The organism is Qipengyuania sp. YIM B01966 (assembly GCF_016461955.1).
Classification (GTDB): domain Bacteria; phylum Pseudomonadota; class Alphaproteobacteria; order Sphingomonadales; family Sphingomonadaceae; genus QFOP01.
Genome location: NZ_JADMNM010000005.1, coordinates 163,575 through 189,921, shown reverse-complemented (window position 1 = coordinate 189,921; position 26,347 = coordinate 163,575). Strand labels below are relative to the sequence as shown.

The following is a 26,347-nucleotide window of genomic DNA, read 5'->3' as shown; positions in this document are numbered from 1 at the left end:
CGATCTTGCCCTGGGTCTGCGGGTGTAGCGGGGCACCGCGCACATGGCTCATCTTCCGGGCTTCGATGTATTCGGCCAGTTCGCCGGCGATGTAGCTCGGGCCGTTATCGCTGAGCAGCCTTGGCTTGTGCAGCACCGTGGCGCTGTCGCAGCCCGATGCGGCCAGTGCCATGTCCAGCGTGTCGGTCACGTCCTCGGCGCGCATGTTGGTGCACAGCTTCCAGGCGATGATGTAGCGTGAGAAGTCGTCGAGCACGGTCGACAGGTACATCCAGCCCCACCCGATAATCTTGAAGTATGTGAAGTCGGTCTGCCACATCTCGTTCGGCCGGGTGGTCTTGGTGTGGAACTGATCGGCGGCCTTGATCACCACATAGGCCGGGCTGGTGATCAGGTCATGGGCCTTCAGAAGGCGGTAAACCGTGGCTTCCGACACGAAGTAACGCCTTTCGTCGGTAAAGCGCACCGCCAGCTCCCGTGGGCTCAGCTCGGACTGCTCCAGTGCCAGTTCGATGATCTGATCATGGATGTCAGGCGGGATCCGGTTCCACACGCGGCTCGGTGCGGATGGCCGATCTTCCAACGCCTCCGGTCCGCCTTCGAGGAACCGGTCGTACCAGCGGTAGAACGTCCGGCGTGCGATCCCCAGCTTGTCGAGGGTGAGCTTCGCCGGCAGATGCGACTGCTCGACGATCCGGATGATCTCGAGCTTCTCGGATGCGGGATATCTCATTCGTCGTCGCCCCCCTCCGCGATCATGCTTTTTTTGAGCAGTCGGTTTTCGAGCGTCAGGTCGGCCACGCAGTCCTTCAAAGCGCGGGCTTCGCGGCGCAGGTCCTGCACCTCGCCGCTGGTCGCGGCACGAGCCGTGTCACCCGCCAGGCGCCGCTTGCCCGCTTCCATGAACTCCTTCGACCAGGTGTAATACAGGCTCTGGGCAATGCCTGCCTTGCGGCATAGTTCAGCAATGCTGTCTTCGCCACGCAGCCCATCGAGCACAATGCGGATCTTGTCTTCGGCCGAAAAATGCCGCCGGGTCTGCCGCCGGATGTCCTTCACCACCCGCTCAGCAGGGGCCTTGGCAGGCGATTTTTTCAAGGAGTGTTGGGGCTTCATCTTCGTTCCTTCGTCACTACGACGAAGCCCCAACACTCCTTAATTCACAACCTCAAATCTGTGCCATTGGCGCTGACGGGGGACACGCTGCGCAATCGGTCGCGAACAGCACTTCCCCGTAGTGGAAGCTCGCGTCCACGAAGTCACCTGTCCGCGTGAGGGTCACCGCATGCCACCGCAGTCCGTCGAGGGGGCTGCCGCTCGTGTCGTGGATGTATCGCCGCTGCCCGTCCTGCAGGGACGCGAGGGTGCCGACGACCTCATTGGCCGCGTCGGGACGCAGTCCCTCGATCCACGCGGCGACGAGTCCGCTTACGCTGATGGTCATGACCATATGTCCTTTTAGGTCAGGGAAGGTGGATCGCGTATGCTTCCTGCATGATGGCGATGAGGTCTGCGAGTTCCCTTTTGGTCTCCTCGCGGATTTCGGGACCGTATCTCCCCTCCGTATCGCCCAGGATGGCGAGTCCTTGTGCCAGGTCGAGGAACGCGAGGCCGGTTTCCGACCGCTTGAGGAGTTGCCCCGCGTGAAGGAGAAGGTCGTGGCCGACGGCTGCGACGAGAGATCTCGTGGCAATGCTCGATCTGGCATCCGGCGTGCCTCCTTCCGCCTGCGCGACATCGGCGGCGGCCACCAGCGCCGCGTCGAGTAGCCGGCGGTCGGTGAACGAGTCCAGTTCCCCGGTTTCGCGGCTCTTGTCGGTCCTATGTGTAGATAGGCGGAGGATCGTGATCTCCATGACGGGGATCCGTCCCTCGAAGAGCGCGTGGGCGCAGCATCGCCCCAGTGTCCTCGAGAAGAGCGTGAGGTCCTGGTTGTCGGCGATGCGCCGCAGCGCTTCGGCGAGCTCGGCCTGCTTCATTTTTCCATTCCTTCCTGCTGTTTCGCAGGAGGAACCCCCTCGATCTCCCTTTCCCTTTGGGCTTGGCCCCGGATTATGCGCTCGACAGCGCCTCGTTAGTGGATCGCCTACGCGGGCCTTCAGCTCACGGTGATCTTGGGCCCGAGGTAGACGATGGCGATCCGGTCGGTTCCTGCGCGGAGCGGCCATTCGAAGTGCATCCGGAAGTACCGGTGGGATATCTTCGCGTGCCACGAAGCGCAGATGTCGCGGCCGTCCGGCGTCCTGAACATCAGCTTGTCCCTGTACTCAGCCATATTGCTCGCGGATTCGTCGCTGAACTTCGCGTTGTCGCCGCTGAACAGGTGTTCAATGACCTCCTGGCCCACCGGGCCCACGGACCCATCCGGCTGGCGGTCCGCGGCGTAGCGTTCGAGGTGCTCCATCAGGGTGAGCACCGACTTTGCGGTCGATGCGGCGAACGGCTGGCGCGCGAGAGTCGGGTCCGCATGGAGGTCCGCTATGTCGAGATGCGGGAAGCGGATCCGCGCGGTGTCGACGAGCTCGCGCCAGGTCGTGGGAGTGGGCTGGGAGGCCAGTATCTCCGCCTCGAGCGCGGCCATGTCCCAGCGGTTGGCGACGGGATACCGTCCGAGCCGGTCCTCCTCCAGTCCGTGGTCGGTGACGAGTGGATCGACCGCGAAGTCGATGTCGCCGCCTGCGAAGCTGAACGTGGTGCAGGTGCGTCCCGCCTTCGTGCGGCGAGCGGCCTCTCCGAGACCGCTGTTGGTGACCGGCAAGCCTTCGTATTCGAAGTAGTCGTCCTCCTCGTACGTGATGTCGTCCTCGACGAACGGGCCGTTGCGATCGAGCCAGTTCATCACCGCCGACTTCAGGTCCCTGTCCGCGTCGGTGGCCACGACTTCGCGGAGCGTGGCGCTCCCGTCGACGGGAGCCTGGGGCAGCATTTTGGATACGCGCAGGTTGTTCCGGAAGCCAGTCAGCCTGCCGCGCATGATTACGAGCTCGCGCAGGATGTCGCGGAACCCGGCGCGGTCGGCGAACTGCCCCTGCAGGGAGGCGTCGTTGATGAACCACATCGTTTAGGCCCAGCCGGACAGGCGCGCCACGTCGGCGTCGATCTGGTCGAAGAACCCCTCGGGCCAGTCGTCGATCCTGCCCCTGGCGTCGACACCGGGGGTGGTCACGCCGTGTCCTTCCTCGCCGGCTCCCGCGAAGAAGGCGAGCCCCACGTCCTCGGAACCGATGGTGCCGTCCGCGACCGCCAGGCGCGCTCCGTTCAGGACATGGTCGCTGTGCGTCTCGACCAGGATCTGCAGTCCGGCGGCCGCGAAGGTCGCGAGGAGACGGCCCATCCGGGACTGCGCCTGCGGATGGAGGTGCGCTTCCGGGCTGTCGATGACGACCACGTCGCCGACCGAAGAGGCGAGCAGCTGCACGAGGATCGGGAAGGCGTAGGTGAGGCCATAGCCGACGTTCGCGGGACGCTTCCATTCGCCCGTGCCGGAGAGGCGGAACTGCAGTGCCATCGCGGCGGCGCCGGGCAGGCTTAGCACGTTGGCGTTCGCCCCCGGCGCGAGGAAGTCGAGCCAAGCGTCGAGCTGTCGGCGGAACGCGTCGCCATCCGTCCCAAGAAGACGTCGTTCCTTCTCCACGGGGTTGTCCGCCAGCTCGTGGTACCAGTAGCTCGCGAACCTGCCGTCCGACCCCACGTCGGGCGCGTCGCCGCGGGGTCTGTCGGGCATGGGGAAGGAATCGGCGGGACCTGCGCGGACGGCGCTGATGTGCACGAGGCGGTCGAGCGTCCTCGGGAGCGATCCGCGCGACGCGTCGCCCTCGACATGGGCGGTCAGCGTCCGCGCACCCGAGCGACCGGTCAGTGAGACGTCGATGCCTTCGGTTGCCGATCGCACGGAAAAGCGGATGCGCCCTCCCGGAGCGCCGGTTCGGACAACGTCGCCGATCGATCCGAGACGCACGATGTCGCCGTTGAGCGGCAGCGGGGATTCGGCTGCGGACGCGTCCCAGCTGCCCGACTTCGCTCCCTGCGCGAGCAGGAGGAGCGACTGGATGGCGGTCGATTTGCCCGCCCCGTTGAAGCCCGTGAGCAGCGTGAGCGGCCGCAGCGGGACCTCGAGATCCTCGAAGCACTTGAACTGGCTGATGCGGAGCGAGGTAAGCGGCGGATTCACAGGAGATGCTCCTCGAGCGCATGGGAGAGGATCGAGAAGCGCGCGCGCACGGCCTGCGTGCTGTTCGTCGAGTAGGTGATGGCCCGGCTGAACTCCTCGGCCTCAACGAGCGCGGCGATGGTCTGCCGTATTTCCTCCTCGTCGGCATCCGAGAGATCGTGTGCGATCCGCGAGAGGACGACCGCGCTAACCTCGAAGAGCGAGATGTTGATCACGCTGCGGGCGATGCCGGGATCCTCGTTCGCCAGTGACTTGCGGAAGGCGTGCTGTCCGAAGAGCTTGTAGCTGAGGGCCATGGCCCTGTCGAAGCTGGTGCGCAGGCCCTTTCGCTCGTCGTCGGACAGGGATGCGAGGTGCTGCAGGGCCTTGGCCAGGAAGAGGTCCATGTCGCCCGAGGCGTAGGACTCCCAGCCGAGGAGCGCGAAGGCGGCGAACCGGTTGATGGCCTCCCGGTCGCGCATCATCTTGCTGGAGAGGGAGCCGCCGGTTGCCTCCTGGAAGGACTCCCCGTCGGCCGCCGCCTTGAGCCACTGGGTAGCGGGGCCGTTGTAGAGCGCGTTGCGCATCTGCTGACGCGTGAGCACGGCGCCGCTGTTGACGCGCTCGAAGATGTCGAGCCTGGCCCTCTCGGGAGCCTTGGCGTCGAGGATGTACATGGTGAGCTGCGTGTCGCTCACGCGCTCCTGCAGGCTGATCGGCAGGGATTCGTAGTGCTTGCCCTCCAGCTCGTGCGAACCGGAGTCGTCCTCGGTCACGAGCCCGGTGAGCCGGAAGTCGTTGTTGAGGAAGCGGGCGAACGTCGTGAGGCGCTGCAGGCCGTCGACCACGATGATCCGGCCGTCCTTCGCCTCGGCGACGTAGAACACCGGCAGCGGGATCCGCATCACGCAGCTCTCGATCAGCTTCGACTGCTTGGCGTTCGACCAGACGAAGTCACGCTGGAAGTCGGGATCGAGGATGTAGCGGCCCTTCTGGATGCGGGCGACCACCTCGCCGACCGTCCTCTGCTCCGTGCGCACGAAGACCGCGTCGAGGGGGTAGTCCCCCCAGCCGTCCCCCGCCGCCAGATCGTATCCCTCGAGTTCCTCTCCTTCGAGGATGCCCGTCTGCTCGATGTCGTCTGCCATGCACGGTAGCTATCCGCCGCCGGTCGCATCTGTCGAGCGATTACTTGCAGCCGAGGTGCGGGTCGCGGGCGTGACTGGGGGCGGCGGCATCCGATACTGTGCAAGCCATGCGGATTGCGATCTGACGTCCGCTTGTATGTTGGCTGGAAATGTAGCGAGGCACCGTGGTCAAGAGGGCTTCAATCCTCCCCGTCTGCGCCTTCGGAACCCGGCTGGCCGGCGGCGGATGCCAGTAGGAACGGGATTCTCAGTCGCGAATGGATCTGGCCGCGCAAGCGCCGTCTGACGAATTCGCCCTGCAGCTGCTCGGCCAGCGAGCGGACGATCCGCGTGCCGGAACCTGGCGGGGGGCTGCCCAGCGGTCTGCCCGCGGCGACGTTCCGGACGATGAGGACGAGCTGGCTGGCCTGAATGTCAAGGCGCACGCCGATGGGGTCAGGCACCGCGACCGCATGCTTCGCGGCGTTGACGAGGAGCTCGTAGGCCATGAGCAGTATCAGCTTCATCTGGGTCCTGTCACGGATGAAGGGACGTTGCCGGATTTCGAGCTGGAAGTGCGGTTGCGAAGGGCGCGTCACGCTGATGAGGGCGCATAGCTTCAGCAGGGCCCCGTGGAGGTCGGGCGTCCCGCAGTCGAGCAGGTGCCGTTCGAGGCGCACGCCGGCCTCGAGCCGCGCGATGGCGTCCTCGATGAGCGGGTCGCTCCTGTCCATCCGGGCCTTGACGAGGTGCAGGCTCGCGAGCGCGCTGGCGAACTCGTTGGCGTGCCGGTGGCGCGCCTCGTCGATCAGGGCGGTCTCGATCCATGCTGACGAGTGGTATCTGTACGCTGTCATGCCGTTGCCTCTTTAGGTATACTATAAAGTATACAGACTGCTCGGCTTGTCAATAGCGGCCGATGCCGACCGGTGGTGTCGGGCGGTGGCCTGCGAATGGATCAGTCGACACTGGGGAGGGCCCGCGTTCCAGCGGGAGAGGCGTCACGGTCGAAATCGCTTCGCCGGAGCTAGTCGGTCGGCAGGAATGACGGGACGTCGACGCGTCCAACCGCCTCGACCGATCAATCCCGCGGCTTGTCGTAGTCTCGGTTCGTGAGACGCAGTGCCGAGGTATCGAGTCCCTCGATCAGCCGCGCGACGGGCATCTCCAATGCGACCGCGATGCGGGCGACGTTCCTCAGGGAGGGAAGCGTCTGTCCCTGTTCGAGGCGCCAGATGTAGGCCCGCGACATGCCGGAGAGCTCGGCGAGTTTTGACATGGAGATATCGGCGGCTTCCCGCTGACGCGTCAGACATCGGCCGAAGCTGTCGGCAAGCGCCCTGTCGCCCGAATCGATGTCACCCGCCATGGCCGCACGTTACGACGCGGCTGCGAAGTTTGCAGCCCTGGCGCTACTTTGTCCCCGTTCGCCGTTCTCCTGGGGTCATGGTCTCTCTAAAGGCTTCGAGCTCCGATCGCCATGGAAGCGCGAAGGGCTGGCCGTCCTTCCTCGACATGGTCCACTCGGTGTCGCCCATGAGGTCGTTGTATTCGATGTGCGCCTCCCGGTCGCCGATCATGTCGGCGACCACGTAGGCTGGGGGGTGGAAGGTCACCCGCGTGATCAGGTTATGCAGGGCCGCCATGATCTTCGATCGCGCCTCGAATCGCACGTCCTCGTCATCGTCTTGCAGCGCGTCCTGCAGCGACGTGATGCGCTCGATATTCTCCTCAGGAGTCACCTGGCCCCGCAGGATCGTCAGCCGGTCGCGCAGGCTCCCGATCCTGGCATCCAGGAGGTCGGCTTCCGCCACCAGCGCCATCCAGGCCGACCGCGGCTCCTGGCGGTTCGTTTCGAGCGCGAGATCGAGCGCCAGTGCGGCCTTGGATCGGGTTGCCTGCTGCTCCCGCTCGGCCTCGGCGAGCGCAATCTCGAGTTCGTTGACCTCGGCGGTCGGGGCCGTCTGGCGCTCCCAAAGCGCCTCGCAAATCGAGGGACCCAGGATGCCGTCTTCCCAGAGACGGTAGTTGAAGTGCGTGCCGCTGTCGCAGCCGCGTCCGCGCTGGTAGCTGTCGCAGATCAGGTAGTCCTCGCTGACCACGGTCCCGTCGGCGCGCAGCTTGCTGCCCTTGCCCCGGAAGGTCATCTTGGACCCGCATACACCGCAGAACGCGAGGCCCGAGAACAGGTTTACGAGGCGGCGGCCGCGCCCCGCCGTCTTGCGGCTACGGTCGGCCATCGCCGCCATAGCCCGGCGATGGAGCGCCGCGTCTATCACGGGCGGGTAGTAGCCCCTGATGACGTCGCCGACCGCTTCGCGCGGCGATCCGCGCGGCTTGCGGCTCGGCTGGAATTCGCCGAGCACCGCGATGCTCTTCAGTATCTTCTGGATGTAGGAGGAGTGCCAGCCGTCGGCGCGGCCGAAGGGAGGAATGCCGTCCCGGTTCAGGTTGCGCGCGATGTGGTGCTTGCCGTAACCGCTGACCGTCTCCTCGAAGATCCTCCTCACGATCGCTGCCCTTGCCTCGTCGATGGCGAAGCGGGGCGGCGTGCCCTCGACCCGGAGCCAGCCGGGAATGCGCCTCGACATCACAAAGGTCTCGCCTGCCTGGAGACGCCGCCTCTTCGCCTCCCAAGCCGCGGCCAGCCGCTGGCTCTTCTTCTCCGATTCTTCGTGCGAGAGCTGCGCCTTGACCACGACCTCGATGATCGCCGCCATGTCGAACTGGCCGTTGGAGTACTGGCGGCCGCCGTCTACGGTCGCGATGACGACGCCGGCCTCCGTGAGCTGGATCATCCAGAGGAAAACGCGGCTGGGAGCCTGCCGCGAGAGGCGGTCGAGCTTCTCGCAGAGCAGGATCACCCCTTCGGGATACTCACCCGCCTCGACCGCGCGGACGAAGTCGCCGAGCCTGCCAGTGTTGGCGTGCTCGCCCTTGTAGGCGCTGATCCCGTCGTCGACGAGCTCGTCGATCACGTTCCAGCCCTGCGCCGCCGCGTATTCGCGGCAGTCGCGGGTCTGGCGCTCGAGCGTCGAGCCCTTGCCCTGTTCGGCGCTCGACCACCTCATGTAGATCACGCAGTCCATTGCGGCTGACGGAATGCCCTTCGATGGTTGCCAAGGGTCGGCCATCCACGAACGGCCGACCCTTGGGCGTGCGACTAGTCCAGGACCGGTTCAGGGGTCCGGTCTGCAGCCTCCCCGATCGGAAGCTGGTCGGCAGCGTCCTGCCAGATGCGGCCGCTCTCGAGGTCGACGAGCCAGTCGGCGGGATTGTCGACCTTGACGCAGGTACCGGGACTTTCTGCCGACAGCCCATTCTCAATGAGAACGTCCGTGAAGGCGGGATGCGAGAATAGGTCGGGGCCCTTCCTGACGGTCTTCCCGGCCTGGTCGGCCTCCGGACCGGTCAGCGAGAGCTCCCTGCCGTTCCAGTAGCCGTTGCGCATCTCGAGACTTGCTTCGACCTTGCCTTCGCACTGTCCCGCGATCGCCATCCCGCCGTCCTCGCCGGTGTGGTACCAGCGTTCGCCTCGTCCGATTGATTGCAGTACATGCTCGAGCGGGATGCCAGTCGCTTTGATCACCTCGAGGCAGACGCGGCCAATCCGCAGATCGGCCTGCTGCCGGTCGAGGAGATCACGGGCATCCTGCCACTCCTGCTGACGCTCGGCATCGTCCACCAGGGCCTGCGCGACGTGGTGCGGCTCCTCTACGCAGATGATCTGCTCCTCGCGCAGTCCGGAGAGGCCGCATATGCTGATCCGCACCTCCGCGATGACGTGGAAGAGGGCGCTCTTCCAGTCGTCTTGGGTAAGGGCATCGGCGCGGGTCTCCCTGAAGCTGATGCCGTTGAAGCGCATGTCGACGCCGTTCCCGCGGATCTTCTCGACCTCGATGAGGGCCTCGCGGCGGATCTTGCGGGCGTAGTCCTGGAGGAAGCGCCGTCCTCTGTTCAGGTTGACCAGCGCATTGGCGAATGCGAGCGCCTCCCGTTCGATGTCCTCATGACGCATCCTCTCGAAGTCTGCGTGCCGCGGGACGAGCGGCACGACGAGTTCCGCGTCGAGAGGCACGTTGAGCGTATAGGCGACAGGATACTCCTCGATGGGCATCCGCCATTCGGACCTGACCGCTATCGGGTCATCGGTGATCTTCGCGAGATGCTCCGTTATGCGCGCGATGAACGAGCGCGGCAGGATCTTCGGTTCGTCGTTGTTGGTGGTCATATGTTGTCCTTACCGAGCACCGGGAAGGCTTTTCCTCCCCTTCGAATGCTACACTGGTAGACATTCCGCCCTTTACATTTTCTTCCTCGGTGGCGTTCTGCGGGCTGGCTAGGCGATACTTGACGCCTCCGGTTCCGGTCGCGCTATTCGCGGTTCACGCACCGGTGAGATGGCGAGAAGACATCGGATTTGCGATCAAAGTGTAGCCGTACCTTACCTTAGCAGATTGTGCGCGCCTGCGGCGGCAATCTCGAGCGCACGCTTGGCGACCTCCTGCCCCTTCACCTGGCGCAGATCGGGGCCGGGGGGCTCAATCGCCGCAGCGCCGGGCTGCGCTTCCGGCAATTGCTGCGTCCCCTTGAGGTGGTTGAGCAGCGAGAGCAGGTCGGGCGCGGCGCACACCGCGACGCCGCTGGCCCAGCGCGCTTCCGCCCCCTGCGCGGCGGGGCAAATCAGGCCCGCGCCCTGTTCGCTGGCGTGCAGCGCGGCCAGCAGCACGCCGGGGGAGGGCACCACGCGGCCATCGAGCGCGAGTTCGCCGACCGCGATCCATTCGCCCAATTGTTCGGCATCGGTCACGCCCATCGCCGCGAGCAGCGCCAGCGCGATCGGCAGATCGTAATGGCTGCCTTCCTTCGGCAGATCGGCGGGCGAGAGGTTGATGGTGATGCGCTTGGGCGGGAGCGCCAGCCCCATCGCGGCGAGCGCGGCCTGCACCCGCTCGCGGCTTTCGCCGACCGCCTTGTCGGCCAGCCCGACGACGTTGAAGCGCGGCAGCCCGGCGGCGAGCTGGCACTGCACCTCGACGCTGCGCGCCTCCAGCCCGAGATAGGCGACCGTCCGAACCAGTGCGACCAAGCTGACCCCCGTTTGCGGCCGCCCTTGTGACCGCTCGTCCCTCGGCTGTCGAGAGCGATTGCCAGCATTAACCGCTGCTTAGGCAATTCGCTTGGCAATCGCGCAAGATTGCCGGGCGCAGGAGGATGCCATGCGCTTTTTCGCATTCCTTTGCGCCCTGTTGCTCCAGGCTTTAGCCGCGCCGGTGGCCGCGCAAGTGCTGTCCGAAAGCTGGGTGGTCGAGGAATGGGACGAGGCGAGCGGGCGCTGGGTCGAGGTGCCCGGCTCCGAACGCTTTGTGGCGCATACGCCTGCGGCCTCTCCATCCGCTGCTGAAGTACCCTCGCTGCCGGGTGCGGCTCGCTTCGGGCCGTTCGCGATTGCCCCCGGTGGCAGCCGAGCGGTGCTCAATGGTCTTACCGACAGTGCCAGCCCGGCGCATTTTGCGGCGCTGCTCCGCGCCTTTCCCGGCGTCACCACGCTGGAACTGCGCGATTGCCCGGGCACGGCGGACGATAGCGCGAACCTGCGGCTGGGGCGGATGATTCGCGCCGCCGGGATCGCCACGCACGTCCCGCGCGGCGGTTCGGTGCGGTCGGGTGCGGTGGAGCTTTTCCTCGCCGGCGCGACGCGGCGGATCGATGACGGGGCGGAATTCGCGGTTCACGCCTGGCTCGACAGCAGCGGGCACGAGGCGAGCGAATATGCCGCCGATCACCCTGTGCATAATCTCTATCTCGCTTATTACCGCGAAATGGGCATGAGCGCGGCCGAGGCGCAGCGTTTCTATGCGATGACCAATGCCGCACCGTTCGATAACGCACGTTGGCTGGGTGCGAGCGAGATGCGGCGCTGGGTGGCGGCGGATGCCGGTGCACCTGCCGCGGCCAACGACAATCCCCACATCGCCTATCTTGACTTGGCGGCAGCGCTCCCTTAAGCGCGCGCTCCATACAGGCGGTCGCCTCCAGCGGGCGGCCCTTTTTGTTTGTCTTTCCCCGAAAAGGGGTTTCGAGGTTTCGTCATGAAGCGGACTTTTCAGCCCAGCAATCTCGTTCGCGCGCGGCGCCACGGCTTTTTCGCCCGCAAGGCGACGCCGGGTGGTCGCAAGATCCTGCGCGCCCGCCGCCGCCGTGGCCGCAAGGTGCTCAGCGCCTGAACCGCCGGATGGCGCGCTTTTCCGCGCGCTGCCCCGCCGGACAGGCTGGCTGTGGCGTTCTCGCGCTGACGGGCTCCCGCATGGGGGCCCGTTTGCGTTTGTGCGCCTGATCCGGTCGTAATCTGACGATGACCGTCGACACCATCCGCAAGCGCGCCGATTTCCTCGCGGCGAATCGCGGGCTCAGGGTCGCGCGGCCCGGTTTCGTGCTGCTGGCCCGCGGCAATAGCGGCGAGACGATGCGAATGGGCATCACCGTGACCAAGAAGATCGGCAATGCGGTGGTCAGGAACCGCATGAAGCGCCGGTTCCGGGCCTTGCTGCGCGAGGTGCTGCCGGAGCACGGCCTGCCCGCGCATGACCATGTCCTGATCGGCCGCGAAGGCGGGGTGGAGCGCGATTTTGCCCTGTTGCGCGAAGAGCTGATCGCCGCGTTATGCCGTGCGCGCGCGGGCAAGGGCGATCCGCCGCGCCGTGCGGGACAGCGGGGCCACCCACAGCGCTTGGCCAACGCTCCGCCTGCCGGTAATGCGAACGCGTGAAGCGCCTGCTCATCCTGATTGCACGCGGCTGGCAGCTGGGCCCGTCGGCCATTCTGCCTCCCACCTGCCGCTATATGCCGTCCTGCTCGCAATATGCGATCGAAGCGCTCGAAAAACACGGCGCGATCAGGGGTGGCTGGCTGGCGTTTAAGCGTATATTGCGCTGCAACCCGTTCGGAGGCCAAGGATACGATCCGGTCCCCTGACGCGGCAGGAACGAGACACCAAGGGCCGCCGCGCCCGACGAACCGAAAGCCCCGACCTTGAAAGACCGTAACCTGCTGCTCGCCGTTGTGCTGTGCGCGATCATGCTGATCGGCTGGGACGCGGGGATGCGCTATTTCTACCCCCAGCCGGCGGCCAAGCCCGCCGCTGTGCAAACCTCGGCGGCCAGCGCGCCTGGGGCAAGCAAGGTGGTGCATACACGCGAAGGTGGGCTGACCGATCCGGCCGACATCGCAGAGGAAGCGCGCGATGTCGCCACTATCCTGCGCCAGCCAGGTCGCGTGGCGATCGATGGCGAGCGGGTTTCGGGCTCGATCAACCCGGTCGGCGCGCGGATCGATGATATCGTGCTGAAAAATCACCGCCAGTCGGTCGAGCAGGATTCCGGCCCGGTGCGCCTGTTCTCGCCCGCCGGCACCCCGGCGCAACAATTCGCGCAATTCGGCTGGTTGGGTGAGGGCGTCGCCACTCCCAACGCGCAGACCGTGTGGCAGGTCGAAGGCGGGCCGTTGACCCAGGCGAACCCGGTCACATTGCGCTGGAATAACGGCCAGGGGCAGCTGTTCACCATCCGCCTGACGGTGGACGAGCATTACATGATCAGCGCCGCGCAGACAGTCGCCAACACCGCCGCCGGGCCGATCGTGGTGCGGCCCTTCGCGGCGCTCAACCGCACCTCGCGCAGCGCCAGCCTCGATAGCTGGAACATCCATTCCGGGCCCATCGGCGCCTTCGGCAAGGGCGTCGAATTCGGCCCCGATTACGACGATCTGGCAGAAGCGCGGACGGCCCGCCCCGAAGGCCGTCCGCACTGGATCGGCTTTACCGACATTTACTGGCTCGGGGCCCTTGTCCCCGAAGCCAAGGCCGCGACCGAGGCCGATTTCCGCGCGCTCGGCAATGACGTATTCCGCGCCGACCTCGTCTATCAGCCGGTGACGCTGCAACCCGGCCGTCAGCTGACCCGCACCACGCGGCTGTTTGCCGGGGCCAAGGAAAGCTCGGTGCTCGACGCGTACGAGGCGCAGGGCATTTCCAATTTCGGGCTGGCGATCGACTGGGGCTGGTTCCGCTGGTTCGAAAAGCCGATCTTCTGGCTGCTGACTAGTCTGTACAATCTGGTCGGCAATTTCGGCGTAGCGATTATCCTGCTGACGGTAATCGTGCGCGCGATCATGTTCCCGATTGCCCAGCGCGGCTTTGCCAGCATGGCGGCGATGAAGGCGATCCAGCCCAAGATGAAGGCGATCCAGGAGCGCTACAAGGACGACAAGCCGCGCCAGCAGCAGGAAATCATGGCGCTGTACAAGGCCGAAGGGGTGAACCCGCTGGCCGGCTGCCTGCCGATGCTGCTGCAGATCCCGGTGTTCTTCGCGCTCTACAAGGTGCTGATCCTGGCGATCGAGATGCGCCACAAGCCGTTCGTGCTGTGGATCAAGGATCTTTCGGCACCCGACCCGGCGCACATTCTCAACCTGTTCGGCCTGCTCGATTTCCAGCCGCCCGGCTTCCTTGCGATAGGCGTGCTGGCGGTGCTGCTCGGCTTCACCATGTGGCTGACCTTCAAGATGAACCCGGCGGCGATGGACCCGATCCAGCAGCAGATGTTCAACATCATGCCTTGGATCCTGATGTTCGTCATGGCGCCGTTCGCGGCGGGCCTGCTTGTGTACTGGATTACCTCCAACATCCTGACGCTGGCGCAGCAGAAATATCTCTATTCCAAGCATCCGCAATTGCGCGCGCAGGCGGATAAGGAGCGCGAGGACAAGGCCCGGGCCGCGCGGGGCGAGGCACCGCCCCCGCCGCCTCCGCCGCCGCCATCGGCACCGGAAGGCTCGCGCCAGGTACGCCGCCGCAAGGGCCGGGCGTGACCGACACGGCACCGGACGAGGCCGCCCGTATGGCCGAACTGGCCGAGCGAGCCGGCAAGCTGTTTTCGGGCCGGGTGGAGTTCCTGCTCTCGGCGCCGGAACTGCGCTTCCTGCCCGAACCGACGGTTCCCGAAATCGCCTTTGCCGGCCGCTCCAATGTCGGCAAAAGCTCGCTGCTCAATGCGCTGACGGGCCGCAAGGCGATCGCCCGCGCCTCGGTCACGCCGGGGCGCACGCAGGAGCTCAATTTCTTCGAGGTAGGCGAGCCGACGCTGTTCCGGCTGGTCGATATGCCCGGCTACGGCTTTGCCAAGGCGCCGCTCAAGGTAGTGCAGCGGTGGAAGGAACTGGTCCGCACTTATCTCAAGGGCCGGCAGGTGCTCACCCGGACGCTAGTGCTGATCGATGCGCGCCACGGGGTTAAAGACGTCGATCGCGAGATGATGCAGATGCTGGACGAAACCGCCGTCAGCTATCGTCTGGTGCTGACCAAGGCCGACAAGATCAAGGCGAGCGAGCTTGCCGCCACGCTGGCGGCGACCGAGGCCGAAGCGCGACGGCATTCGGCGGCCTATCCGCAGCTTCACGTCACCAGCGCGGAAAAAGGGATGGGGATTGCCGAATTGCGCGCCGCGGTGCTGGCCGATGCGGGCGTGTGAAGCGTCTGTTTCGTTCAGCCTCGACAGGTCGGGGCTGAACGCCTAACCGGCGCCACAGCAGCAGGGTGGGCGCAAAATGAAGCTGATCGTCGGCAACAAGAATTATTCGAGCTGGTCGCTCCGCGGTTGGCTCGCAGCCAAGCAATCGGGCCTCCCGTTCGAGGAAATCACCGTCCCGCTCTATGGCGAGGAATGGGAGCAGGCGAAAAAGGTCGGCGACCTCCAGCCATCGGGCAAGGCGCCGGTGCTGTGGGATGGCGAGGCGGTGGTGTGGGACAGCCTGGCGATCCTCGAATACCTCGCCGACAAGGTCGGGCGCGAACGGTTCTGGCCCAAAGCCGACGCGCCGCGCGCCATGGCGCGGGCGATGGTGGCGGAGATGCATTCGTCCTATCAGGCACTCCGCAGCGAATGCCCGATGAATGTCCGCCGCCGGGTCGACGGCGCGCAGATTACCGATCAGGCGGCGGCGGATATCGTCCGCATCCTCCAGCTCTGGGCCGAAGCGCGCGCCCGGTTCGGCAATGGCGGCCCGTTCCTGTTCGGCACCTTCGGCGCAGCGGATGTGTTCTACGCGCCCGTAGTCAGCCGCTTCATCACCTATCAGGTCAATCTGCCCGGCTTCGCCCAGGCCTATGCCGAGGCGATCTGGCAGCATGAATGGATGCGCCAATGGGTCAAGGCGGCGGAGGAAGAGGAATGGGTGATCGCCCAGTACGAAGAGCGCCCGCAGGCCTGATTGCCGCCGCGCTCGCGTTGGCCGCGCTGGCCGCGCTGCTGACAGGGTCGTTTGCGGCGCCGCTGCGCGCCTGGGGTGGGTTCGGGCACGAGACGACAGCGCAGATTGCGCTCGCCAATATCCGCCCCCAAACCCGCGCCGGCATCGCCCGCCTGCTGCGCGCAGAGCCGTTGCTGGGCACCCTCGATTGCCGCTTGCGCAGCCTTGCCGATGCTTCGACCTGGCCCGATTGCATCCGCCGCGATGGCTGGCGCTGGGGCCATACCGCCGCCTGGCATTACCGCACCGCGCCGATCTGTGAGGCCTATGACGCGCGGCGCAATTGCAGCGGCGGCAATTGCGTGACCGCGCAGATCGCGCGCAATCACCGCCTGCTTGCCGACGAAACGCTGCCCGACAATGTCCGGCTCGAGGCGCTGGCCTTCCTCGTCCATTTCATCGGCGATGTGCATATGCCGCTGCATTCGGGCGATCTGGCCGATCGGGGAGGCAACGACCGCGAGGTCGCCTATGGCATCATCCCCGGTTACAACCTCCACGCGATCTGGGACGGACCCCTAGCCGAACGCGCCATCAGCTCGGCCCAGCCGCCGCTGGTGCGGCGCTACTCGGCGGAGGAGCGCACAGAATTCGCTGCTGGCGACGCCGCCGAATGGGGCCGCGAAAGCTGGGCACTGGCCCGCAGCGTTGCCTATTCAGGGGCCTATGGCGTTGACCCGTGCGCGCCCGGCGCGCCGCCATTGCCCGCACAGGCGGTGCTCGAACAGCAGGCAATCGTTGCCTCGCTCCCGCATACCGAACAGCGCCTGCGCCAAGCGGGCCTCAGGATCGCGCGCCTGCTCGACGAAGCCTTCGCTCCGGGCCCGCTCCCGTCATCAGGGGATGCCCGGTGAGCGCGCTACTCGATCCCGTGGCTTTAGCCGAACGGCTGATTGCCGCGCCCAGCGTGACCCCGGCGACAGGGCTGGTATTCGACGAACTCGAGGGAATGCTCCGCCCCCTCGGCTTCGCGGTGGAACGGAAGCTGGATGGCGCCGCGCCCGATGGCCCGGTCGAAAACCTGTTCGCGATCCGGCATGGCCCGCCCGGCAGCCGCCATTTTGCCTTTGCCGGGCATCTCGACGTGGTTCCGCCCGGCGATGGCTGGACCAGCGCGCCCTTCGCCGCCGAACGGCGCGGCGAACCGGGCGGCGAAATGCTTTACGGGCGCGGCGCGGTCGACATGAAGGGCGCGATCGCGGCGATGGTCGCGGCGGTGGCGGACATTCCGGCCGAGGCGGGCACGCTCAGCTTCATCATCACCGGGGACGAGGAAGGCCCGGCGATCCACGGCACGCGCGCGCTGATCGACCGGATGCGCGCTGCCGGCACCATCCCCGATCTGTGCCTGGTGGGCGAGCCGACCAGCGTCCACCGGCTGGGCGATGTGATGAAGATCGGCCGGCGCGGTTCTGTCAATATCTGGCTCGAGGTGGCGGGCCGCGAAGGGCACGTCGCCTATCCGCATCTGGCCGACAACCCGCTGCCCCGCCTGGTCGCTTTGCTGGCGGAGCTTGACGCGCTGGTGCTCGATGAAGGGACCGACTGGTTTCAGCCGTCGAACCTCGAAATCACCGATATCTCGGTCGGCAATCCGGCGACCAATGTCATCCCGCCAATCGCCACAGCCCGCCTGTCGATCCGCTTCAACGACCTGCATACCGGCGCCGCGCTGGCCGAGCGGATCGGCGCGATTGCCGAGCGGCACGGGGCAACCATCCTGCCGATTATTTCGGGTGAGGCATTCCTGACCGAACCCGGCGCCTTTTCGCATATCGTCGCGGCGGCGGTGGAGGCGGAGACCGGGCTGGTCCCCGAAGCCTCGACCACTGGCGGCACATCCGATGCGCGGTTCCTGAAGGCGCTGTGCCCGGTGATCGAATTCGGCCTGACCAACGCGACGATGCACAAGCGCGACGAGGCGGTGGCGGTCGACGATTTGCGCGTGCTGGCAGCGATTTACCGGCGCATCGCGACCGCCGCGATGGCGGGCTGATTGCCCTTGCTCTGCCAGAGTGTTAGGCCAGCGGGCGAGGACATAAAGGGGGTTGAGGAATGGACCGCAGGCTGACACTGTATATCCTGCTCGGCATGGTCTTGGGGGTGGTGGTCGGCCAGATCCTTAACACCTCGCTCGCGCCCGAGGTGATCCAGCAGAACGTGGCCCCCTGGCTCAAGCTGCTGTCGGACATTTTCCTCAACCTCATCAAGATGCTGGTCGCGCCGCTGGTGCTGTCAACGATTGTCGTCGGCATTGCCCATATGGGCGATTCCGCGGCGCTGGGCCGGATCGGCGTGCGCGCGCTGGCCTGGTTCATTACCGCCAGCCTGATTTCGATCGGGCTTGGCCTGCTGATGGTCAATCTGTTCCAGCCCGGAATCGGCGCACCCATTCCCGATGCCGCAGCCGCGTCGAGCGCGGTGGGCGAGGTCAAGGAACTGAAAGCCACCGAATTCATCCTGTCGGTCTTCCCCAAGAACGCCTTCGAGGCGATGGCGACGAACAACATCCTGCAAATTCTGGTGTTTTCGATCTTCGCCGGCGTCGCCCTGTCGGCGATCGGGGAAAAAGGTGCGGCGCTGGTGCGCGGGGCCGATGCGCTGGCGGAAATGATGCTGCAGGTGACGGGCTACGTCATGCGCTATGCGCCGATTGCGGTGTTCGGCGCGATTGCCAATGTCGTTGCCGCCAGCGGGCTCGGCATTCTCGCCACCTATGTCGAACTGCTGATCGAATTTTACCTGTCCCTGGTGATCCTGTGGATCATCCTCCTCGGCGTCGGGGCGCTGTTCCTGCACGGCCGCATCTGGAGCCTGATCCGCTATATCCGCCAGCCGATCATGATCGCTTTCTCGACCGCGTCGAGCGAGGCCGCGCTGCCCAAGCTGTTCGAACAGCTTGACCGGTTCGGCATCCCCCGACGTATCTCCGGTTTCATGCTGCCGCTCGGCTATTCGTTCAATCTCGACGGCAGCATGATGTATATGAGCTTCGCGACGATCTTCATCGCGCAGGCCTATGGCATCGATCTGTCGATCGGCACGCAGATCATGATCCTGCTGACGCTGATGATCTCGTCCAAGGGGATCGCCGCCGTGCCGCGCGCCAGCCTGGTGGTGATCACCGGCACGCTGGCGATGTTCGGCTTGCCCGTCGAAGGGGTGGCGATCATCCTGGCGATCGACCAGTTCCTCGACATGGGGCGCACCGCCACCAATGTGGTCGGCAACGCGGTGGCTACCAGCGTCATCACCAAATGGGAAGGAATGCTGGAAGTCGAAGAGCCCGAATTCGTGCCCCATCCCGAGGCGCCGGCGCATACCGCCGCCGGCGGCAAGGCCGGGCTGGAGCTGGATCCCGACAACTTCGAGGATGCGCGCCGGTGACGCGCGCCTTGCCGACCTAACGGGCCGGCCTCACGAGCACCTTCTGGCGATAGCGGCAGAGATCGACCACCGGGCAGCGCCAGCATTCGGGCGTACGTGCCTTGCAGACATAGCGACCGTGCAGGATCAGCCAGTGATGCGCGCCCAGGCGGAACGGGGCGGGCACGCGCTTGTCGAGCTTGGCCTCGACCTGATCGGGGGTCTTGCCGGGCGCGAGGCCCGTGCGGTTGCCGACGCGGAAGATATGCGTATCGACCGCGAAGGTCTCCTCGCCGAACCAGCAATTGAGGACGACATTGGCAGTCTTGCGACCCACGCCCGGCAGCGTGACCAGCTCGTCGCGCGTCGCCGGAACCTCGCCGCCGAATTGTTCAACCAGAAGGCGCGACAGGGCGATGACGTTTTTCGCCTTGGAATTGAACAGGCCGATGGTCTTGATGTGTTCGCGCAGGGCCTCCTCGCCCAGCACCAGCATCTGTTCCGGCGTCTCGACCAGCGCGAACAGCGCTCGCGTGGCCTTGTTGACGCCGATATCGGTCGCCTGCGCGCTCAGCGCGACGGCGACCAGCAGCTGGTAGGCATTGCCATATTCCAGCTCGGTTTCAGGCGCCGGGTTGTCTTCGGCCAGCCGGCGGAAAAACTCGAAAATCTCGGCCTTGGTCACGACGGCGTCACAGGCCCAGCACGTCATCCATCGTGTAGCGGCCGGGCGGCTGGCCGATCAGCCATACCGCCGCGCGCACAGCGCCGCGCGCGAAGATTGCGCGGTTTTCGGCCGAATGGGACAGCGTCAGGCGCTCCTGCTCACCGGCCAGAATCACGCTGTGTTCACCCGCGACGGTCCCACCGCGCAAGGACGCAAACCCGATTGCACCCTCGCATCGGGGGCCGTCGTGCCGGTCGGCCCGCAGCGTATCGAGCGCCGCGCCGCGCCCGGCGGCGGCCGCTTCGCCCAGCAGCAGCGCGGTGCCTGACGGGGCATCGGCCTTCATCCTGTGGTGCATCTCGACAATCTCGATATCCCAGTCGGGCCCGAGCCGCGCGGCGGCCTCGCGCACCAGCCGCGCGAGCAGCGTGACGCCGAGCGAGGTATTGCCCGTTTGCAGCACCGGAATTTCGGCTGCGGCGGCGTCGATCAGGGCGTGATGATCAGCGTCAAGCCCGGTGGTGCCGATCAGCAGCGGAATGCCGGCAGCACGCGCCGCGCCGAGGTTGCCCGCGAGCGCAGGCGGCGCGGAAAAGTCGATCAGCACCTCGCTTTGCGCGGCTAGCGCGCCTGCATCGCCGCCGCGGTCGATCCCGCCGGCCAGCGCGTGCCCGGCGCCGCCGATCGCCTCGGCCAGCGCCTGCCCCATGCGCCCTTCGCTGCCGATGATGCCGATCCTGGCCAACAAGAGATACCCCGCTCAGGCTGAGCTTGTCCAAGCCCCGCGATTTGTTCAAATTGCCGCTTACGAGCAAACAGCGTCCTTCGACAAGCTCAGGACGAGCGGGGATACATGGCAGGTCAGTTCCGCAACATCGTCATCCTGACCGGGGCGGGGATTTCGGCCGAAAGCGGGATCGACACCTTCCGCAGCGGCGCCGATGGCGGGCCGAGCCTGTGGGAACAGCACCGGGTGGAAGATGTCGCCACCCCCGAAGCCTTCGCCCGCGACCCCGATCTGGTCCACCGGTTCTACGACATGCGCCGCGCCGCGATCCAGACCAAGGTGCCTAACCCGGCGCACGACGCGCTGGCGCGGCTCGATGCCCAATGGTCGGGAGAGCTGCTCATCGTTACGCAGAACGTCGATGATCTGCACGAACGCGCCGGTGCGCGCCGCGTAGTGCATATGCACGGCGAACATCTGAAGGCGTTGTGCGAGGCCTGCGGGGTGCGGAGCGACTGGCGCGGAGCCCTGATTGACCGCCCGCCTTGCCCGGTTTGCCAGGCAAGGGCGCTGCGCCCCGATGTCGTGTGGTTCGGCGAAATGCCCTACCGGATGGGCGAGATATACGCCGCCCTGCGCAAGGCGGATTTGTTCGTGTCCATCGGCACCTCGGGCGCGGTCTACCCCGCCGCTGGTTTCGTGCGCGATGCGCGGCAAGTAGGCGCGGCGACGCTGGAACTCAACCTCGAACGCAGCGAAGGCTCGGGCTGGTTTCACGAAACGCGGCTGGGGCCAGCAAGCGCGCTGGTGCCGGCATGGGTGGAGGAGATGGTGGGGTTGTAACCCCAAAATCGTCATCCCAGCGAAAGCTGGGATCGCTGTCGATCAAATGAGATGCTCGAGCAGATCATCCCAATCCGGATTGGTCTTCTCGATCAGTTCGACCTTCCAAGCCCGGCGCCATGCTTTCATCGCTTTTTCGCGGGCGATGGCGCAATGGATATCGTCGTGGCGCTCGGCATGAACCAGCCGAGCCAGCCCATACCGGCGGCAAAATGCCCACCCCGTTCCGGTGCGATGCTGGTGCAGCCGCGTGGCCAGATCGGACGTTACGCCGATGTACAGCACGCCCTCGCGCTTGTGGGTAGGGATATAGACCCAACCGCCCTTCACGCGTTGTCGGCCGGATCGGAGAGCGATCCCAGCTTTCGCTGGGATGACGTATGGGGGTAAACAAGGTTACCACATCCCTTACACGCCGAATCCTTGCTGATCCGCATCGCTCGCATCGCGGGTGCCAGCCCGTCGAGCAGGTGCAGCCGGCCCCATTGCGCCTCGCCCATCTGCGGCGCGACCAGCACGCGGACCGCCTGCATCGCCGCGAAGCTGCCGGTCCAACCGGCCATTGCGCCCAGCACGCCGTCATCGGCGCAAGTGTCGCAATCTTCGGCATCGAAGGCGTCGCCGACGAAGCAGCGGTAGCAGGGCTCATTGGCCAAGTGGCCGGCAAAGGCGCCGACCTGGCCCTGGAAGCGGCCGATGGCGGCCGACAGCAGCGGCACGCCGGCAGCTACGCAGGCGTCGGAGATGGCGAGGCGGGCGGCGAAATTGTCGGTCCCGTCAATCACCAGATCGGCGCCCGCGACAAAGCCCGGCGCGGTGACCTGGTCTAGCCGGTAATCGCCGATCTCGGCATTTATCGCGCTGTCGAAGCCGGCCAGCCAGCGCCGCGCGGCGACCGCCTTGCCATGGCCGACATCGCGTTCGGTATAGAGCGTCTGGCGCTGGAGGTTGCTCGCCTCGACCGCGCCATTATCCACCAGCGTCAACCGGCCGATCCCGGCGGCGGCGAGATAATGCAGCACCGGGCTGCCGATCCCGCCAAGCCCGGCAATCGCGACATGCGCGCCGGCCAGCAACACCTGCCCCGCGCCGCCGATCTGCGGCAGGACGATGTGGCGCGCGAAGCGGTCGAGGCGGTCGGGTGCCAGCATGGCCATTTCAAGCGCCGTACAGCACGATTCCAACATCCCCGCTAGGGTAGGTGCGCAACAGGATGAATAACCCCTGAGAAACGATCCTAGAGTATATTAGAACCTATCTGGTTCAAGGGTCAGCTCTCGAGCTGGCGCAGCAGGCTCCGCACATCGCCGTCCATATCCGCATCGCGCTGACGCAGATCCTCGATCAGGCGGACGGCGTGGATCACCGTCGAATGGTCGCGCCCGCCGAATTTGCGGCCGATCTCGGGATAGGAACGCGGGGTCAGCACCTTGGCGAGATACATCGCCACCTGCCGCGGGCGGACGACCGCGCGGGCGCGCCGCTTGCTCGACATTTCCGCGCGGTCGATGCGGTAGAACTGGCACACGGTGCGCTGGATTTCGTCGATCGTGATCCGCCGGCGATTGGCCGAGAGGATATCGGTCAGCTGTTCCTCGGCCAGCTGCAGCGACACCTCCTGCCCGGTCAGCTGGGCATAGGCGATCAGCTTGTTGAGGCCCCCGACCAGCTCGCGGATATTGCGGGTGATGGTGCGGGCGAGGAAATCGATCACATCCTCGGGCACGGCGAGGGGGGCAAAGCGCGTCAGCTTCGATTCGAGGATCTTGCGGCGCAATTCGATATCGGCGGCCTGGATATCGGCCACGAGGCCCATGCTCAGCCGGCTGAGCAGGCGCGGTTCGACCCCGTCCAGGGCTTGGGGCGCGCGGTCAGCGGCGAAGACCAGCCGCTTGCCTTCGGCCAGCAGCGCGTCGATCGTGTAGAGCAATTCCTCCTGCGCGCTCGCCTTGCCGATGATGAACTGGATATCGTCGACCAGCAGCAGGTCGAAGCTGCGCAACCGGCCCTTGAATTCGATTGTCTGACCAGATTTCAGCGCCTGGACGAATTCGACCATGAACCGTTCGGCGCTGCAGTAGAAAATCCGTGCCCGCGGATGCGCTGCGAGGAAGGAATGGCCGATGGCGTGCAGCAGATGCGTCTTGCCCTGGCCGGTCGCGGCCTTGAGATAGAGCGGCGAGAATTGCGGCTTTTCCGCCGCCGCCATGCGCTGCGCGGCGTTGCAGGCGAGCACATTGGCCTCGCCGGTGACGAAGGCGGCAAATGTCTGTGACGGGTCCAGCCCGACCGAGGACGCGAAGCCCGATTCGCCGATTCCGCCAGCGCCGATTTCCAGCATCGCGCCATCTGAATCGTTTGCCGGACGGCGTTCGCCGATACGCAATTCGGCCATCTGCCGGCGGCCCGGATGAACCTGGATGCGCACCTGACGCACTTCGCTGCGGGCAATCTTCCACGCCAGCGAGAGCCGGTCGGCGAAGCGGTCCTGCACCCAATTGGCGGAAAATTCGGTCGGCAGATAAAGATCGAGCGTGCCGGTTTCGTGGCAGAACCCGCCGACCTGGATCGGCTTGATCCATTGACTGTGGAGTTGGTGGCCCAGATCCTTGCGCAATCCCTGGCTGATGTCCGACCAGTCGGCCGCCAGGTTTACCGCTTCGAGATCTTCCATCGCATCATCACCCGTGCTGCGCCGCGCGGCTGCACGGTCTGGCCGCTCGCTCATCAACTCTCGCCTTCCCCGATCGCGGCGGTCTTCCGCTGCGCCCAATCTGCCCCTCAAACGCGCCGGCCATAGCTTTCCACGCCGCACAATCGCGCATGGCGACATGCAGCCTGACCGAGGCGTCCCGTCATGTGATTCCCGGACCGTCCAGCTCCGGAAGAGCGCCGATTTATGGCCGGTTGACGAGGCGAGTAAAGAGGCGCGGCTGCAAAAAATCTGAAATAAATCGGTTGACTCGGCAAAGCGCGCAGAGCCCCGTTCAGAGCGTTGAATCGCTGTGTTTTTCCCCTGAACAGAGCGGCGAATCGCGGCAAATCCGTGAGTCGTCGCCATTAACCAACGGCGCCATCGGGGAAAGCTGCGGCGAACAAGCGAATGGCCGGTCCCGTTGCCGGGCCGGCCATGCGAATTGAGGGGGCGGTGGTGCCCCGCTCGGCAGCGAATCAGAGCGCGGCGACGCGCTTGGTCAGGCGCGACATTTTGCGCGCGACGGTGTTCTTGTGCATTACGCCGCGCGCGACACCGCGCGCCATTTCGGGCTGCGCGGCCTTGAGCGCGGCGGCGGCGGCATCCTTGTCACCGCCTTCGATGGCGGCTTCGACCTTCTTCACGAAAGTGCGGATTCGGCTGACGCGGGCACCGTTGATCGCGGCGCGGGTCTGGTTGCGGCGGATGCGCTTCTTGGCTTGCGGCGTATTGGCCATGTTCGTCCTTGCTACGGGCCACCGTGCGGGCGGCCGTCAAATCTTTGTTCGGTCCAAGCGAAAGGCGGCGTCGGAACGCCAGAAAGCGCGCCCCTTAGCGAGCGCTGCGCGCATGGTCAACCGCCTAGCGCTGGCAGCGCGGGCAATACCATGTGCTCCGCCCACCTTGAACGATACGCCGGATGGTGCCGGGGCAGCGCGGGCAGGGCGCGTCCTCGCGGTCATAGACGGCGAAGCGGCTGGCGAAATAGCCCAGTTCGCCATCGGGCCGCGCATAATCGCGCAAGGTTGAGCCGCCATCTTCGATCGATTGCAGCAGCACCGCGCGGATCGCCGGGACCAGCCGCGCCAGCGCCACGCGCGAGACGCTGCCGGCAGCTTTGGTCGGGCGGATGCGGGCCATGAACAAGGCCTCGCAGACATAGATATTGCCAAGGCCGGCGACGATGCGCTGGTCGAGCAGCAGCAGCTTGATCGCCTGCCGCCTTCCGGCGAAGGCTGCGCCAAGGTGCGGCGGGGTCAGTGCGTCGCCCAACGGTTCGGGGCCAAGCGCGGCGATGCCGGGCCATTGATCGAGCGCGTCGGTAGCGACCAGGTCGACCGAGCCGAATCGGCGCGGATCGTTTAGCGTGAAGCTGTGATCGGCCGTTTCCAGCGACAGATGATCGTGCTTGTCAGGTTCGCTCGGGTCGATCCGCCAGCGTCCGCTCATGCCGAGATGGAAGATGATCGTGTCGCCCCGGTCGAGTGCGATCAGCCCGTATTTGGCCCGCCGCGACAGGCCGGTGACGCGCGCTCCCGTCACCCGCTGAACGAAATCCACCGGGAACGGTCGGCGCAGATCGGCCCGCGCGAGCGCCACCCGTTCAATCCGCGCGCCGTCGAGGAAACGGGCGAGGCCGCGCACGGTGGTCTCGACTTCGGGCAGTTCCGGCATGAGGACCCGCTATCAGCCTTTGCCCCCTGCCGAAACTCCCCTAAGGCGCGAGGCATGAGCGACAGCACCACCGTTTCTTTCGGCTATGAAGATGTCGCGCCCGAGGAAAAGACCCGCCGCGTCGGCGAAGTGTTTTCGGGCGTGGCCGCCAAATACGACATCATGAACGATGCCATGTCGGGCGGAATGCACCGGCTGTGGAAGGATCGCTTCGTGCGCCGGGTCAAGCCGCAGTCGGGCGAGGCGGTGCTCGATATGGCGGGCGGCACGGGCGACATTGCCTTTCGCCTGGCCGCCGCCGGCGCCGAAGTGACAGTAGCCGATATCAATCAGGATATGCTCGATGTCGGGGTCGAGCGCGCGCTCAAGCGCGGGATCGACGGGCTGGTCTGGTCATGCCAGAACGCCGAGCGGCTGAGCTACCCCGCGCGGCAGTTCGATGCCTACACGATTGCCTTCGGCATCCGCAATGTGACCGACATTCCGGCGGCTCTCGCCGAAGCGCACCGGGTGCTCAAATTCGGCGGGCGGTTCTTCTGCCTCGAGTTCTCAACCACCCAATGGCCCGGCTTCAAGGAAGCCTATGACCTCTATTCGCACCGGCTGGTGCCCCAGCTGGGCAAGGCGATCGCCGGTGACGCTGATTCCTATCGCTATCTGATCGAATCGATCCGCCGCTTCCCCGATATGAAGGCGTTCGAGGCAATGATCCGCGATGCCGGCTTCACCCGCACGCGGGTCGAGCCGATCATGGGCGGTCTGGTGGCTATCCATTCGGGCTGGAAGGCCTGAG

The 26,347-nt window shown here is 65.9% G+C and carries 28 protein-coding genes and 2 pseudogenes; 12 read left to right on the top strand and 18 right to left on the bottom strand.

What is annotated here, in order from left to right; genetic code table 11:
• The 11 genes and pseudogenes from ILT46_RS08210 to ILT46_RS08160 all read right to left on the bottom strand — a co-directional run.
• A pseudogene (locus tag ILT46_RS08210) lies at nucleotides 1-1,116 on the bottom strand (IS3 family transposase); the annotation flags it as partial.
• Nucleotides 1,117-1,168: 52 nt separating this feature from the next.
• Nucleotides 1,169-1,444 (bottom strand): hypothetical protein, encoded by a 276-nt coding sequence (locus ILT46_RS08205; protein ID WP_199504130.1) that lies wholly within the window; start codon nucleotides 1,442-1,444, stop codon nucleotides 1,169-1,171.
• A 19-nt stretch (nucleotides 1,445-1,463) separates the two neighbouring features.
• Nucleotides 1,464-1,979 (bottom strand): hypothetical protein, encoded by a 516-nt coding sequence (locus ILT46_RS08200; protein ID WP_199504129.1) that lies wholly within the window; start codon nucleotides 1,977-1,979, stop codon nucleotides 1,464-1,466.
• A 119-nt stretch (nucleotides 1,980-2,098) separates the two neighbouring features.
• Nucleotides 2,099-3,058, bottom strand: coding sequence for a hypothetical protein (locus tag ILT46_RS08195; protein WP_199504128.1), 960 nt, complete (start codon nucleotides 3,056-3,058; stop codon nucleotides 2,099-2,101).
• A gap of 3 nt (nucleotides 3,059-3,061) precedes the next feature.
• Nucleotides 3,062-4,171: a DUF3696 domain-containing protein gene (locus ILT46_RS12405; RefSeq protein WP_199504127.1), complete on the bottom strand. Its 1,110-nt coding sequence runs from the start codon at nucleotides 4,169-4,171 to the stop codon at nucleotides 3,062-3,064.
• Nucleotides 4,168-5,298: a DUF262 domain-containing protein gene (locus ILT46_RS08185; protein WP_199504126.1), complete on the bottom strand. Its 1,131-nt coding sequence runs from the start codon at nucleotides 5,296-5,298 to the stop codon at nucleotides 4,168-4,170. Before ILT46_RS08185 ends, ILT46_RS12405 begins: the two co-directional genes overlap by 4 nt.
• Before the next feature lie 179 nt (nucleotides 5,299-5,477).
• Nucleotides 5,478-6,134, bottom strand: a complete 657-nt coding sequence (locus ILT46_RS08180; RefSeq protein WP_199504125.1) for a sensor histidine kinase — start codon at nucleotides 6,132-6,134, stop codon at nucleotides 5,478-5,480.
• A 224-nt stretch (nucleotides 6,135-6,358) separates the two neighbouring features.
• The gene (locus ILT46_RS08175) at nucleotides 6,359-6,646 is read right to left on the bottom strand and encodes a helix-turn-helix domain-containing protein (RefSeq protein ID WP_199504124.1); all 288 of its coding nucleotides are present in this window, start codon (nucleotides 6,644-6,646) and stop codon (nucleotides 6,359-6,361) included.
• Nucleotides 6,647-6,689: 43 nt separating this feature from the next.
• Entirely contained in the window at nucleotides 6,690-8,411 is a 1,722-nt protein-coding gene (locus tag ILT46_RS08170) for a recombinase family protein (protein WP_199504123.1), read from the bottom strand.
• Nucleotides 8,412-8,440: 29 nt separating this feature from the next.
• Nucleotides 8,441-9,508, bottom strand: coding sequence for a hypothetical protein (locus tag ILT46_RS08165; RefSeq protein WP_199504122.1), 1,068 nt, complete (start codon nucleotides 9,506-9,508; stop codon nucleotides 8,441-8,443).
• Nucleotides 9,509-9,727: 219 nt separating this feature from the next.
• A pseudogene (locus tag ILT46_RS08160) lies at nucleotides 9,728-10,366 on the bottom strand (magnesium chelatase domain-containing protein); the annotation flags it as partial.
• A 130-nt stretch (nucleotides 10,367-10,496) separates the two neighbouring features.
• Here ILT46_RS08160 and ILT46_RS08155 point away from each other — a divergent pair.
• From ILT46_RS08155 to ILT46_RS08110, 10 genes are all read left to right on the top strand, one after another.
• Complete coding sequence (locus ILT46_RS08155; RefSeq protein WP_233397099.1) at nucleotides 10,497-11,285, top strand: alpha/beta hydrolase; 789 nt, start codon at nucleotides 10,497-10,499, stop codon at nucleotides 11,283-11,285.
• 84 nt (nucleotides 11,286-11,369) lie between these two features.
• A complete protein-coding gene (gene rpmH / locus ILT46_RS08150) occupies nucleotides 11,370-11,504 on the top strand; it encodes a 50S ribosomal protein L34 (protein WP_199504121.1) in 135 nt (44 codons plus the stop codon).
• A 128-nt stretch (nucleotides 11,505-11,632) separates the two neighbouring features.
• On the top strand, nucleotides 11,633-12,046 hold the full coding sequence (rnpA, locus tag ILT46_RS08145; protein ID WP_199504120.1) for a ribonuclease P protein component: 414 nt from the start codon (nucleotides 11,633-11,635) through the stop codon (nucleotides 12,044-12,046).
• Entirely contained in the window at nucleotides 12,043-12,252 is a 210-nt protein-coding gene (gene yidD, locus ILT46_RS08140) for a membrane protein insertion efficiency factor YidD (RefSeq protein WP_199504119.1), read from the top strand. Before rnpA ends, yidD begins: the two co-directional genes overlap by 4 nt.
• 57 nt (nucleotides 12,253-12,309) lie before the next feature.
• Nucleotides 12,310-14,145: a membrane protein insertase YidC gene (yidC, locus tag ILT46_RS08135; RefSeq protein ID WP_199504118.1), complete on the top strand. Its 1,836-nt coding sequence runs from the start codon at nucleotides 12,310-12,312 to the stop codon at nucleotides 14,143-14,145.
• Between the two features lie 29 nt (nucleotides 14,146-14,174).
• Nucleotides 14,175-14,804, top strand: a complete 630-nt coding sequence (gene yihA, locus ILT46_RS08130; RefSeq protein ID WP_199504157.1) for a ribosome biogenesis GTP-binding protein YihA/YsxC — start codon at nucleotides 14,175-14,177, stop codon at nucleotides 14,802-14,804.
• Between the two features lie 76 nt (nucleotides 14,805-14,880).
• Nucleotides 14,881-15,543: a glutathione S-transferase family protein gene (locus ILT46_RS08125; protein WP_199504117.1), complete on the top strand. Its 663-nt coding sequence runs from the start codon at nucleotides 14,881-14,883 to the stop codon at nucleotides 15,541-15,543.
• Entirely contained in the window at nucleotides 15,504-16,436 is a 933-nt protein-coding gene (locus tag ILT46_RS08120; protein WP_199504116.1) for a S1/P1 nuclease, read from the top strand. Before ILT46_RS08125 ends, ILT46_RS08120 begins: the two co-directional genes overlap by 40 nt.
• Nucleotides 16,433-17,578 (top strand): succinyl-diaminopimelate desuccinylase, encoded by a 1,146-nt coding sequence (gene dapE, locus ILT46_RS08115; RefSeq protein WP_370592388.1) that lies wholly within the window; start codon nucleotides 16,433-16,435, stop codon nucleotides 17,576-17,578. The genes ILT46_RS08120 and dapE overlap by 4 nt, the downstream gene beginning before the upstream one ends.
• A 59-nt stretch (nucleotides 17,579-17,637) precedes the next feature.
• The gene (locus ILT46_RS08110; RefSeq protein ID WP_199504115.1) at nucleotides 17,638-18,969 is read left to right on the top strand and encodes a dicarboxylate/amino acid:cation symporter; all 1,332 of its coding nucleotides are present in this window, start codon (nucleotides 17,638-17,640) and stop codon (nucleotides 18,967-18,969) included.
• 16 nt (nucleotides 18,970-18,985) lie between these two features.
• Here the strand turns inward: ILT46_RS08110 and nth are convergent, their stop codons facing one another.
• Both nth and dapB read right to left on the bottom strand, forming a co-directional pair.
• Complete coding sequence (gene nth, locus ILT46_RS08105; RefSeq protein ID WP_199504114.1) at nucleotides 18,986-19,633, bottom strand: endonuclease III; 648 nt, start codon at nucleotides 19,631-19,633, stop codon at nucleotides 18,986-18,988.
• 7 nt (nucleotides 19,634-19,640) lie between these two features.
• Complete coding sequence (gene dapB, locus ILT46_RS08100) at nucleotides 19,641-20,360, bottom strand: 4-hydroxy-tetrahydrodipicolinate reductase (protein ID WP_199504113.1); 720 nt, start codon at nucleotides 20,358-20,360, stop codon at nucleotides 19,641-19,643.
• Between the two features lie 108 nt (nucleotides 20,361-20,468).
• Here dapB and ILT46_RS08095 point away from each other — a divergent pair, with 108 nt between their 5' ends.
• Nucleotides 20,469-21,185 carry an NAD-dependent deacylase gene (locus tag ILT46_RS08095; protein ID WP_199504112.1) on the top strand — a complete coding sequence of 239 codons (717 nt, stop codon included), beginning with the start codon at nucleotides 20,469-20,471 and terminating at the stop codon, nucleotides 21,183-21,185.
• 42 nt (nucleotides 21,186-21,227) lie between these two features.
• Here ILT46_RS08095 and ILT46_RS08090 read toward each other — a convergent pair whose 3' ends face one another.
• From ILT46_RS08090 to mutM, 5 genes are all read right to left on the bottom strand, one after another.
• On the bottom strand, nucleotides 21,228-21,515 hold the full coding sequence (locus ILT46_RS08090; protein ID WP_199504111.1) for a GIY-YIG nuclease family protein: 288 nt from the start codon (nucleotides 21,513-21,515) through the stop codon (nucleotides 21,228-21,230).
• Nucleotides 21,512-22,336, bottom strand: coding sequence for a HesA/MoeB/ThiF family protein (locus ILT46_RS08085; RefSeq protein ID WP_199504155.1), 825 nt, complete (start codon nucleotides 22,334-22,336; stop codon nucleotides 21,512-21,514). Before ILT46_RS08085 ends, ILT46_RS08090 begins: the two co-directional genes overlap by 4 nt.
• A 119-nt stretch (nucleotides 22,337-22,455) precedes the next feature.
• Nucleotides 22,456-23,913 (bottom strand): chromosomal replication initiator protein DnaA, encoded by a 1,458-nt coding sequence (gene dnaA / locus ILT46_RS08080; RefSeq protein WP_199504110.1) that lies wholly within the window; start codon nucleotides 23,911-23,913, stop codon nucleotides 22,456-22,458.
• 443 nt (nucleotides 23,914-24,356) lie between these two features.
• Nucleotides 24,357-24,617, bottom strand: a complete 261-nt coding sequence (gene rpsT, locus ILT46_RS08075; protein ID WP_199504109.1) for a 30S ribosomal protein S20 — start codon at nucleotides 24,615-24,617, stop codon at nucleotides 24,357-24,359.
• A 124-nt stretch (nucleotides 24,618-24,741) separates the two neighbouring features.
• Nucleotides 24,742-25,554, bottom strand: a complete 813-nt coding sequence (gene mutM / locus ILT46_RS08070; RefSeq protein WP_199504108.1) for a bifunctional DNA-formamidopyrimidine glycosylase/DNA-(apurinic or apyrimidinic site) lyase — start codon at nucleotides 25,552-25,554, stop codon at nucleotides 24,742-24,744.
• Nucleotides 25,555-25,608: 54 nt separating this feature from the next.
• Between mutM and ILT46_RS08065 the strand changes: the two genes are divergently transcribed.
• Nucleotides 25,609-26,346, top strand: a complete 738-nt coding sequence (locus ILT46_RS08065) for a class I SAM-dependent methyltransferase (RefSeq protein ID WP_199504107.1) — start codon at nucleotides 25,609-25,611, stop codon at nucleotides 26,344-26,346.
• Nucleotide 26,347: the final 1 nt, after the last annotated feature.

Excerpts from the sequence above, each read along its gene's own strand:
- ILT46_RS08170 (WP_199504123.1), bottom strand. The coding sequence starts at position 8,411 with ATGGCCGACCCTTGGCAACCATCGAAGGGCATTCCGTCAGCCGCAATG.
- ILT46_RS08120 (WP_199504116.1), top strand. The coding sequence starts at position 15,504 with ATGGGTGATCGCCCAGTACGAAGAGCGCCCGCAGGCCTGATTGCCGCC.
- ILT46_RS08165 (WP_199504122.1), bottom strand. The coding sequence starts at position 9,508 with ATGACCACCAACAACGACGAACCGAAGATCCTGCCGCGCTCGTTCATC.
- yihA (WP_199504157.1), top strand. The coding sequence starts at position 14,175 with ATGGCCGAACTGGCCGAGCGAGCCGGCAAGCTGTTTTCGGGCCGGGTG.
- ILT46_RS08110 (WP_199504115.1), top strand. The coding sequence starts at position 17,638 with ATGGACCGCAGGCTGACACTGTATATCCTGCTCGGCATGGTCTTGGGG.
- ILT46_RS08095 (WP_199504112.1), top strand. The coding sequence starts at position 20,469 with ATGGCAGGTCAGTTCCGCAACATCGTCATCCTGACCGGGGCGGGGATT.
- ILT46_RS08180 (WP_199504125.1), bottom strand. The coding sequence starts at position 6,134 with ATGACAGCGTACAGATACCACTCGTCAGCATGGATCGAGACCGCCCTG.
- rnpA (WP_199504120.1), top strand. The coding sequence starts at position 11,633 with ATGACCGTCGACACCATCCGCAAGCGCGCCGATTTCCTCGCGGCGAAT.
- ILT46_RS08085 (WP_199504155.1), bottom strand. The coding sequence starts at position 22,336 with ATGCTGGCACCCGACCGCCTCGACCGCTTCGCGCGCCACATCGTCCTG.
- rpmH (WP_199504121.1), top strand. The coding sequence starts at position 11,370 with ATGAAGCGGACTTTTCAGCCCAGCAATCTCGTTCGCGCGCGGCGCCAC.
- rpsT (WP_199504109.1), bottom strand. The coding sequence starts at position 24,617 with ATGGCCAATACGCCGCAAGCCAAGAAGCGCATCCGCCGCAACCAGACC.
- ILT46_RS08200 (WP_199504129.1), bottom strand. The coding sequence starts at position 1,979 with ATGAAGCAGGCCGAGCTCGCCGAAGCGCTGCGGCGCATCGCCGACAAC.
- mutM (WP_199504108.1), bottom strand. The coding sequence starts at position 25,554 with ATGCCGGAACTGCCCGAAGTCGAGACCACCGTGCGCGGCCTCGCCCGT.
- ILT46_RS08195 (WP_199504128.1), bottom strand. The coding sequence starts at position 3,058 with ATGTGGTTCATCAACGACGCCTCCCTGCAGGGGCAGTTCGCCGACCGC.
- ILT46_RS08125 (WP_199504117.1), top strand. The coding sequence starts at position 14,881 with ATGAAGCTGATCGTCGGCAACAAGAATTATTCGAGCTGGTCGCTCCGC.
- ILT46_RS08175 (WP_199504124.1), bottom strand. The coding sequence starts at position 6,646 with ATGGCGGGTGACATCGATTCGGGCGACAGGGCGCTTGCCGACAGCTTC.
- dnaA (WP_199504110.1), bottom strand. The coding sequence starts at position 23,913 with ATGAGCGAGCGGCCAGACCGTGCAGCCGCGCGGCGCAGCACGGGTGAT.
- ILT46_RS08155 (WP_233397099.1), top strand. The coding sequence starts at position 10,497 with ATGCGCTTTTTCGCATTCCTTTGCGCCCTGTTGCTCCAGGCTTTAGCC.
- ILT46_RS08185 (WP_199504126.1), bottom strand. The coding sequence starts at position 5,298 with ATGGCAGACGACATCGAGCAGACGGGCATCCTCGAAGGAGAGGAACTC.
- ILT46_RS08065 (WP_199504107.1), top strand. The coding sequence starts at position 25,609 with ATGAGCGACAGCACCACCGTTTCTTTCGGCTATGAAGATGTCGCGCCC.
- ILT46_RS08205 (WP_199504130.1), bottom strand. The coding sequence starts at position 1,444 with ATGACCATCAGCGTAAGCGGACTCGTCGCCGCGTGGATCGAGGGACTG.